Here is a 9575-nt window from a genome sequence, read left to right as displayed (position 1 = left end):
CCCGGCACCGCACTGCGCCCCCACCCGCCACCGCACCGCATCGCCCCCACCCGCGCCCGGCACCGCACTGCGCCCCCACCCGCCACCGCACCGCACCGCCCCACCCGGCACCGCACCGCATCGCCCCCACCACACCCCCGCCCAGCGCCCCGGGCCAGGCCGCGCCCCCGCCACCCCAGCGGTAGGCTGACGTCGCCCGATCCATGACCAAGAACACGCACTCGCGCCCCCCGAAGGGACCCACCCCATGCCGCTCGAAGCCGGCCTCCTGGAGATCCTGGCCTGCCCGGCCTGCCACTCCCCCCTCGACGACCGGTCGGCAGCCGACACCCCCGAGCTGGTCTGCACGGGTAAGGACTGCGGCCTGGCCTACCCGGTACGGGACGGCATCCCCGTCCTCCTCGTCGACGAGGCCCGCCGCCCCGCGTAAGGGCTCATACCCCGGGTGACCAGCACGTGATCGGAGGACCGTCCCCATGCTCGACGAGTCGTTGCTCGACGCCCCGGAAGCCCTGGCCCGAGCCGACCGCCGCGGTCTGCTGCGCGGCGCCGCCGAGGCCGGGGCCAGGGTCCGTACCGCAGCCCGGCACGCGACGGAGGCCGGGATCACCGCGCTGAACCCGGAGGGCCGGCCACGCGCGGTCCTGGTCGCGGGCTCCGGCACCGCCGCATCCGGCGTCGCCGACCTGATCGGCGCCCTCGCCGGAGCGTCCGCGCCGGTCACGCGCATCCACCCGACAGGCGTCGCCCCCGCGGCCGGCGCCATGAGGTGGACGCTGCCCGGCTGGGCCGGCTCCCTCGACCTGCTGCTCATCGCCACGGCGGACGGCTCCGAACCCGGCCTGGCGCTCGTCGCCGAGCAGGCGTACCGCCGCGGCTGCACCGTCGTGGCCGTGGCCCCACGGCAGTCCCCGCTCCGCGAGGCGGTGGACGGCGTGCACGGCCTCGTCGTACCGATGGCTTCCGCCCCGCACGGCGAGTACGACGCCGAGACGTCGGCGGCGGGCCCGGGCACGCTCTGGGCCCTGTTCACCCCGCTGCTCGCGCTGCTCGACAGGGTCGGCCTGGTCACCGCGCCCCCGGAGACGCTGCAGAGCGTCGCCGATCGCCTGGACCGCACCGCGGAACGCTGTGGACCGGCCATCGCGACGTACAGCAACCCGGCGAAGACCTTGGCCGCCGAACTCGCGGACAGTCTTCCCCTCGTCTGGACCGAGGGCGAGGCCGCGGCCCCGGTCGGGCGCAGGTTCGCCGCGGTCCTGGCCGAGCTCTCGGGCCGGCCCGCTCTCGCCGCCGAACTCCCCGAGGCGCTCCCGGCCCACGGGGGCCTGCTGGCCGGGGCCTTCGCCGCCGGCGCCGACCCCGACGAGTTCTTCCGCGACCGGGTCGACGAGCCGGAGGCGCTGCACGCCCGGGTCGTCCTGCTGCGCGACCGGCCGACCGGCGGCCTGAGCGCGGCCCCCGCGGCCCGCGAGCTCGCCCTGGGCCACGAGACGCCGATCAGCGAGCTCGAACCGGAGGAGGGCAGCAGCCTCGAAGCTCTCGCCGAGCTCCTCGCGGTCACCGACTTCGCCGCCGTCTACCTGGCACTCGCCTCGGAAGCCCGAGCCTGAGACACCCGGACGGCCACGCTCCAGGGCAACGGCCGAACCGGCACGCGCACCACGCACCACCGGCACCACGCACCACGCGCACCACCCGCTACTCGCACCACTCGCACACACACCCATCAAGGCACCACCCGCACACCCATCAAGATCCGCGCATCCCACAAAGCACGAGGACGAACTCCATGGACCGGCTCTCCAACACCGTGCGCCCGTACGCCTGGGGCTCCACCACAGCCATCCCCGCCCTGCTGGGTGTCGCCCCCACCGGCGAGCCCCAGGCCGAGATGTGGATGGGCGCCCACCCTGGCGCCCCCTCCCGGATAACCCGCACCGGCTCCGCGCCGGCCGCCACGTCGCCGGCCGTCACGCCCTCCGCCGAGCAGCCCCTCACTGACGTCATCGCCGCCGACCCCGTCCGCGAACTCGGCCCGGCCACCGTCGAGAAGTTCGGCCCCCGTCTCCCGTTCCTCCTCAAGCTGCTCGCCGCCGGAGCCCCGCTGTCCCTCCAGGTCCACCCCGACCTCGCCCAGGCACAGCAGGGTTACGCGGACGAGGAGCGCCGGTCCGTCCCGATCGACGCCCCCCACCGCACGTACAAGGACGCCAACCACAAGCCCGAACTGATCTGCGCGCTGACCCCCTTCGACGGCCTGTGCGGCTTCCGCAGTCCCATCGAGGCGGCCGAGGCGATGGAGGGACTCTCCGTCGACTCCCTCAAGCCGTACGCCGATCTGCTCCGGGCACACCCCGAGGAAGCCGCACTGCGCGAGGTCCTCACGGCGATCCTCACCGCGGACCCGGCACAGATGACGGAGACGGTGACCGCCGCGGCCGCCGCCGCGGAACGGCTCGGCGGCACATACGCCCCGTACGCACGCATCGCCCACCACTTCCCGGGCGACGTCGGCGTCATCGCGGCCATGCTGCTGAACTACGTACAACTCCAGCCCGGCGAAGCCATGTTCCTCGGCGCCGGAGTCCCGCACGCCTACCTCGACGGCCTCGGCGTCGAAATCATGGCGAACTCGGACAACGTGCTGCGCTGCGGGCTGACGCCCAAGCACATCGACGTACCCGAACTCCTGCGCATCGTCCGCTTCGAGGCGACCGATCCCGGAGTCCTGCGCCCCGAGGCGTCGCCCTCCGGCGAAGAGGTGTACGAGACGCCGGTCGACGAGTTCCGGCTCTCCCGCTTCGACCTCTCGCCCGGCGCAGCCCCCGTCGACCTGACCGTGGCCACCCCTCAGATCCTGCTCTGCACGGCAGGCGCGCCCCAGGCCGGCGACCTCGGTCTCGCAGCCGGCGACTCGGTCTTCGTACCGGCCGGGGAGAAGACCGAAGTGTCCGGCACGGGCACGCTGTTCCGCGCCACTGTGGTGGCCTGACATACCGTCCGCACCAGGGACTGCAACAATGTCCGGCCGTACGGCGGCCGCCGGGGCCGCAGCACCGAACGAAGGGACACCAGGCACCCATGAGTGCGTCAGGCGGAACCAAGGCGATCGTGGCGGCGCTCGGCGCCAACCTCGCGATTGCAGTGGCCAAATTCGTGGCGTTCCTGTTCAGTGGCTCGTCGTCGATGCTCGCGGAGAGCGTCCACTCGCTCGCCGACTCGGGCAATCAGGGACTTCTGCTGCTCGGCGGCAAGAAAGCCAAACGCGAGGCCACCCCCCAGCACCCCTTCGGGTACGGGCGCGAGCGCTACATCTATGCCTTCCTCGTCTCCATCGTGCTGTTCTCGGTCGGTGGCATGTTCGCGGTGTACGAGGGCTACGAGAAGATCAAGCACCCGCACGAGATCGAGGCCTGGTACTGGCCGGTCGGTGTCCTGGTCTTCGCGATCATCGCGGAGGGCTACTCCTTCCGTACGGCCATCAAGGAGTCCAACGAGACCCGCGGTGCGCTGTCCTGGACGGAGTTCATCCGCCGCGCGAAGGCCCCCGAGCTCCCTGTCGTCCTGCTGGAGGACTTCGGCGCGCTCATCGGTCTGGTCCTCGCCCTCGCAGGCGTCGGCCTGGCCATCGGCACCGGTGACGGCGTGTGGGACGGCATCGGCACCCTCTGCATCGGCATCCTGCTGATCGCCATCGCGATCGTCCTGGCCGCCGAGACCAAGTCCCTGCTGCTCGGCGAGGCCGCCGGCACCGACCAGGTCGAGAAGATCAAGGCCGCGGTCGTGGACGGCGACACCGTCACCGGCATCATCCACATGCGTACGCTCCACCTCGGACCTGAAGAACTGCTGGTAGCCGCCAAGATCGCGGTCCAGCACGACGACACGGCCACCGAGGTCGCCAACGCCATCAACGCCGCCGAGTCCCGCATCCGCGAGGCGGTCCCGATCGCCCGGGTCATCTACCTGGAACCGGACATCTACAGCGAGACGGCGGCCCGGGCCGGCACCAACCCGGCCAAGGAGCCGGGCGGATCGACCGCCGTACCGTCCGCATCAGCCGGACACGACGCACCAACCCCCAACGCACCAACCCCCAACGCACCAACGCCCAACGCACCGGTCCCGAACGCACCCGACGAACTCTCCGCACCCGCACCCGCAACCGACGCACCTCCCGCACCTGCCGCACCCGAAGAGGCCCCCGACACCCCGGCCGATCCGACGGATTCCGGCCACTGACCGCATCCGATGCGCCTTCCCGGCAGCTTCCGACCCGGTGGGCTGGGAGCGGCTGGGCCGTTCGGTGTAGATTCGACGGCAGTGCCAGACGTCGCTGCTGATGGCGGTCGAGCGGTCCGTACGCGGACCGGCCGAGGGAGAGAGGGCCTCCGACGGACTGCGCTGCGAGCCGTTCGGGCATTCGTATGTCCGGCGCCGCAGAGCCGCCCACCCACCCTCGACCCATCACGAGGAGCAGCCCGTATGACTACGGTCGCCAATCGACAGGACTTCAAGGTCGCCGACCTCTCCCTCGCAGCCTTCGGCCGCAAGGAGATCACCCTCGCCGAGCACGAGATGCCCGGCCTGATGTCGATCCGCAAGGAGTACGCCGCCACGCAGCCGCTGGCCGGCGCCCGCATCACCGGTTCGCTGCACATGACCGTGCAGACGGCCGTGCTGATCGAGACCCTGGTCGCCCTCGGCGCCGAGGTCCGCTGGGCCTCCTGCAACATCTTCTCGACCCAGGACCACGCGGCCGCGGCCATCGCGGTCGGTCCGACCGGCACCCCGGACGCCCCCGCCGGCGTCCCGGTCTTCGCCTGGAAGGGCGAGTCGCTGGCGGAGTACTGGTGGTGCACGGAGCAGGCCCTGACCTGGCCGAACACCCCGACCGGCGGCCCGAACATGATCCTCGACGACGGTGGTGACGCCACCCTCCTCGTCCACAAGGGCGTGGAGTTCGAGAAGGTCGGGTCGGCCCCGGACCCGTCGACGGCGGACAGCGAGGAGTACGCCAACATCCTCACCCTGCTGAACCGCACCCTCGGCGAGGCCCCGCAGAAGTGGACCCAGCTGGCGTCCGAGATCCGCGGTGTCACCGAGGAGACCACCACCGGTGTGCACCGGCTGTATGAGATGCACCGTGACGGCTCCCTCCTGTTCCCGGCGATCAACGTCAACGACGCGGTCACCAAGTCGAAGTTCGACAACAAGTACGGCTGCCGCCACTCGCTGATCGACGGCATCAACCGCGCCACCGACGTCCTGATCGGTGGCAAGACCGCCGTCGTCTGCGGCTACGGCGACGTGGGCAAGGGCTGCGCGGAGTCCCTGCGCGGCCAGGGCGCCCGGGTGATCATCACGGAGATCGACCCGATCTGTGCCCTTCAGGCGGCGATGGACGGCTTCCAGGTGGCCACCCTCGACGACGTCGTGGAGCAGGGCGACATCTTCGTCACCACGACGGGCAACAAGGACATCATCATGGCCGCGGACATGGCCCGGATGAAGCACCAGGCCATCGTCGGGAACATCGGCCACTTCGACAACGAGATCGACATGGCGGGCCTCGCCGCCATTGACGGCATCGTCAAGGACGAGGTCAAGCCGCAGGTTCACACCTGGACGTTCTCCGACGGCAAGGTCCTCATCGTGCTGTCCGAGGGCCGCCTGCTGAACCTGGGCAACGCCACGGGCCACCCCTCGTTCGTCATGTCCAACTCGTTCGCGGACCAGACCCTGGCCCAGATCGAGCTGTTCACCAAGCCCGAGGAGTACCCGACCGACGTCTACGTGCTGCCCAAGCACCTCGACGAGAAGGTCGCCCGCCTCCACCTCGCCGCGCTCGGCGTGCGCCTCACGACGCTCCGCCCGGAGCAGGCCGCCTACATCGGTGTCGAGGTCGAGGGCCCGTACAAGTCCGACCACTACCGCTACTGATCCCGTAGCCACGGCGGCCCCGCCGGTGACCGGCCATGGTCACCACCGGTCAGTGACGACCGTCCACCGGCGGACCCCGGGGCCCCGGCTCCGGAGCCTGCGGACGCGACAGCGTCGGCAGGCCCGGTGACTCAGCAGCAGCTACGAACGCAGGCCCCCGCACCCCCGTGTCGGGGGCCTGCTTCGTACCGCACCCGCACAGCCCGAGGAACCTGAAGGACCCCATGCCCCGCGGCCGATATTCGCTCCACGATCTTCATGACCACACCCCCCTCGGTGAAGAGCACTTCCACTGCGCACCAGGCCCTTCGGGCTGGCGCTATGTCTCCCAGACGACCGCCCCGTCCGGCGATCACCTCGGATCCATCGACCTCACCCTCGATGAACTCGGCCGCCCCATTCGTCTCGAACTCCACGCCGCGAGCTGGCAGATCCGCGGAGCCGCCCTCGAAGGCGTCACCTGGGTCCGCACCGATCCGACCGGCACTCACGCCACCCAAGGCAATGTCCGCGCCCACACCTTCACCGGCACTTCCCCCTCTTTTCTCATCGCGACCGCTCGCCTTCTGCGCCTCACCCCCGATTCCCCCGCGACCCGTCTCCGCGTCGTCGCCTTCACGGATCCGGTCCTCGCCCCTCGTACCGTCGACCAGTCCTGGGCTCTGGTCAACAGTGAAGCGCACGCCACTGACAACGGCCCGCTGACCGTGGACGAATACCAGGTCAACGCCCTGGACACCGGCGAGCAGCACACTGTCCACATCGCAGGCGACGTGGTCCTCTCGGCCCCGGGCATCGAGCTCGAAGAGCTGGAGTCCCCGCCATCGCCCCGCTAAGGGCTGTCCCGTAACCCCTGGTGGGCGCGCGACGACAGCTACGGCACCTCGCCGCGTTGCCGAAACGCCCGAATCGCTCCGCGATGAGTGCGCTCCGGCGCCTTGCGATGCACCGCATCTGACGCCGCACGCTGATCCACCAGGGATTACGGGACAGCCCTTAGGCAGGCGGCGCGAACCCGGTAGCGGGCGGCCGCGCCGAACCCGCCACAGGGTCCGCCGGCCCGGCCGGTGTGGTCGGCGTGGTGGGCCGGACAGGTGCCTGGGCAGGAGGCGCAGGAGGGAACGCCGGAACGCCCGGATCCGCGGGAGCAGGACGAACAGCATCAGGACCCGCAGGGGCAGCCTGAGCGCCGGGAGCGCCGGGAGGCATTGGAGCCACCGCGGCGCCAGGGACACCAGGGCCAGCAAGCCCCACCGGAGTACCTGAGCCCCATGGTGCACTCACGCCCCCGCCGCCCACCGGGGCGGGCGCCCCCACCTGCAATCCCGTACCACCCGGGCCCTCAGCCCCCATCTGGGAGGCGGCGAACAACCGGCGCGCGTCCCGCACCTGCCGTTCGTTGACCACGGTCGCCAGATACGCGGCGGCGGGCACGCCGGCCGGAGACGGAACCCCGGTCCACCCGGCCAGCTCCCCGGCCAGCCGCTCGGCCATGGTCCGGCCCACGTCGGCATCCAGCTGGTGCATCCGCGTCAGGTACTGGCGTACCGCCAGCCACAGTTCGTCCGGCACTGCGGAGAGATCCAGCCCGGCGAAGCGTCCCACCAGCCAGGGCGGCGGAGGCGGAACCGCGGCTGCACGCCCCGCCGGTACCCGCTCCCGTACGACGAGAGTGCCGGCGAAGACGTCCCCGAGCCGACGTCCACGCTCCGACACCAACGACGCGACGGAGGCGACCACCCCGAGCGTCATGAGGATCTCCACGACACCCATGGCCCCACGCACCAGCGCGTGCCGGAACCTGATCGGTCCTCCGTCGTCCCGCACCACCCGCAGCCCGCACGCCAGCTTTCCCAGCGAGCGGCCATGGCTGAGCGTCTCCACCGCGATCGGTCCTCCCACCAGGACCAGCAGAAAGGCCGCCACCGAGATGGCGGCGGATGCCGCCTCGTCCAGTGCGCCCGTCGCCACGACCAGCCCGATCGATACCAGGACGAACACCGCCCCCACCACAACCAGATCGATGACCAGCGCCAGCGCGCGGCTCGGCAATTTCGCCGGCCGCAGCCCCAGCACGACCGCGTCCCCGGTCACGAGCTCACTCATCGCCGCCCCACCCTTCACCGACCTTGCCTGCCCCTCGCGGCCACAGTCTGCCAAGCTGACCCGCAAACGCGCCGCAGTAGTACGGACCCGTACGCACCCATGCCTGGAGCAGCAGCCGACCATGGACCTCGACGTATTCGTCAACGCCCACCGCAGCGAGTGGGACCGCCTGGACCATCTCCTGCACCGCGGGCGCAGGCTCACCGGCGCCGAAGCCGACGAGCTCGTCGACCTCTATCAGCACACGGCAACCCATCTCTCCCTGATCCAGTCCAGTGCCCCGGACCCCCTGCTCATCGCGCGGCTGACACAACTGGTGGCCCGCGCTCGCGCCACGGTGACAGGAACCCGCCGCGCCTCCTGGCGCGACGCCGCGCACTTCCTCACCGCGGGATTCCCCGCAGCGGTCTACCACTCCAGGCGCTGGTGGATACCGACAGCAGTTCTCTCCACGCTCCTGGCTGCACTGATCGGCTGGTGGATCGGAGCCCATCCGGAAGTCCAGTCGGCCATCGCCGCCCCGGAGGACCTCCGGGGCATGACCAATCCGGGCGGGGAGTACGAGACCTACTACTCAAGCCATCCGGCGGCCTCGTTCGCGGCCCAGGTCTGGACGAACAACGCTCAGGCCGCAGCCATGTGCCTGGTACTGGGAGCGTTCCTCTGCCTCCCGGTCATCTGGATCCTCTTCCTCAACGTGCTCAACCTCGGGGTGGGCATCGGATTGATGTCGTCGGCCGGCCGGCTCGACACCTTCCTGGGCCTGATCCTTCCGCACGGACTGCTCGAACTGACTGCCGTCTTCGTGGCAGCGGGCACTGGCCTCCGCCTGGGCTGGACAGTCATCGACCCCGGCCCGTACACCCGGCGCACTGCTCTGGCGCAACAGGGCCGTGCCGCGCTCGGCATGGCCATCGGCCTGGCCCTGATCCTGTTCGTCTCGGGTGTCATCGAAGGCTTCGTCACTCCCTCCGGCCTCCCGACCTGGGCCCGTATCGCCATAGGAATCGCCGCCGAGCTCGCCTTCCTCGCGTACGTCTACGTCCTGGGCGGCCGCGCGGCCCGAACCGGCGACGCAGGCGACATCGCCGACGCCGAACGCAGCGCCGAGCTCCCGGTGGCCGCCTGATGTGCGTACGCCTCTCCTGACCTGCTAGTCTCCTCTTCGCCCCAAAAACCGTTGACACGGCGGACCGGGGGAGGTAGATTCGAACGGTTGCCTCGGACTGGACAAGTTCGGGCCCAGCAGTTAGCGTCATCTCGTTCTCACCGGAAATTGAATTTCCGCAGAGCCATTGATTCCCACTCTCTGGAACATGAAGCCGATTAGTTCGGCTGAACTGCTTCTGATAAAGTCGAATCAGCCGAAAGGCAAGGCCACTTCAACGGTCACCGGAAATCAAATTCGAACCGGAAACGGAACGAAAGCGAGTCTGGTAAGGTTGAAACCGCTGGAAAGGGAAACGCGAAAGCGAAGAACTGGAAAGCGAAAAACGCGAGACCCGCTTCGACCGGGAATCGGA

The 9575-nt window shown here is 70.3% G+C and carries 8 protein-coding genes; 7 read left to right on the top strand and 1 reads right to left on the bottom strand.

Annotated elements, in window-relative coordinates; translation table 11 throughout:
- The first annotated feature begins 247 nt into the window (after window positions 1–247).
- The 6 genes from ACFVW8_RS36720 to ACFVW8_RS36695 all read left to right on the top strand — a co-directional run bounded on the left by ACFVW8_RS36720 (window position 248) and on the right by ACFVW8_RS36695 (window position 6782).
- Window positions 248–430, top strand: coding sequence for a Trm112 family protein (locus ACFVW8_RS36720; protein WP_389697943.1), 183 nt, complete (start codon window positions 248–250; stop codon window positions 428–430).
- Between the two features lie 46 nt (window positions 431–476).
- The gene (locus tag ACFVW8_RS36715; protein WP_389697941.1) at window positions 477–1613 is read left to right on the top strand and encodes an SIS domain-containing protein; all 1137 of its coding nucleotides are present in this window, start codon (window positions 477–479) and stop codon (window positions 1611–1613) included.
- A gap of 179 nt (window positions 1614–1792) precedes the next feature.
- On the top strand, window positions 1793–2995 hold the full coding sequence (manA, locus tag ACFVW8_RS36710; RefSeq protein ID WP_389697939.1) for a mannose-6-phosphate isomerase, class I: 1203 nt from the start codon (window positions 1793–1795) through the stop codon (window positions 2993–2995).
- An 89-nt stretch (window positions 2996–3084) separates the two neighbouring features.
- On the top strand, window positions 3085–4245 hold the full coding sequence (locus ACFVW8_RS36705; protein ID WP_389697937.1) for a cation diffusion facilitator family transporter: 1161 nt from the start codon (window positions 3085–3087) through the stop codon (window positions 4243–4245).
- Window positions 4246–4488: 243 nt separating this feature from the next.
- The gene (ahcY, locus tag ACFVW8_RS36700; protein ID WP_389697935.1) at window positions 4489–5946 is read left to right on the top strand and encodes an adenosylhomocysteinase; all 1458 of its coding nucleotides are present in this window, start codon (window positions 4489–4491) and stop codon (window positions 5944–5946) included.
- A 224-nt stretch (window positions 5947–6170) separates the two neighbouring features.
- Window positions 6171–6782 (top strand): hypothetical protein, encoded by a 612-nt coding sequence (locus ACFVW8_RS36695; RefSeq protein WP_389697934.1) that lies wholly within the window; start codon window positions 6171–6173, stop codon window positions 6780–6782.
- Between the two features lie 160 nt (window positions 6783–6942).
- Here the strand turns inward: ACFVW8_RS36695 and ACFVW8_RS36690 are convergent, their stop codons facing one another.
- A complete protein-coding gene (locus ACFVW8_RS36690) occupies window positions 6943–8052 on the bottom strand; it encodes an RDD family protein (RefSeq protein ID WP_389697932.1) in 1110 nt (369 codons plus the stop codon).
- 121 nt (window positions 8053–8173) lie between these two features.
- Here ACFVW8_RS36690 and ACFVW8_RS36685 point away from each other — a divergent pair, with 121 nt between their 5' ends.
- On the top strand, window positions 8174–9181 hold the full coding sequence (locus tag ACFVW8_RS36685; RefSeq protein ID WP_389697930.1) for a stage II sporulation protein M: 1008 nt from the start codon (window positions 8174–8176) through the stop codon (window positions 9179–9181).
- The last annotated feature ends 394 nt before the right edge of the window (window positions 9182–9575 follow it).

It is taken from the genome of Streptomyces sp. NPDC058221, assembly GCF_042882365.1.
Taxonomy (GTDB): Bacteria; Actinomycetota; Actinomycetes; order Streptomycetales; family Streptomycetaceae; genus Streptomyces.
The sequence above is the reverse complement of the archived record's forward strand: the minus strand, read 5'-3'. Positions and strand labels throughout refer to the sequence as shown.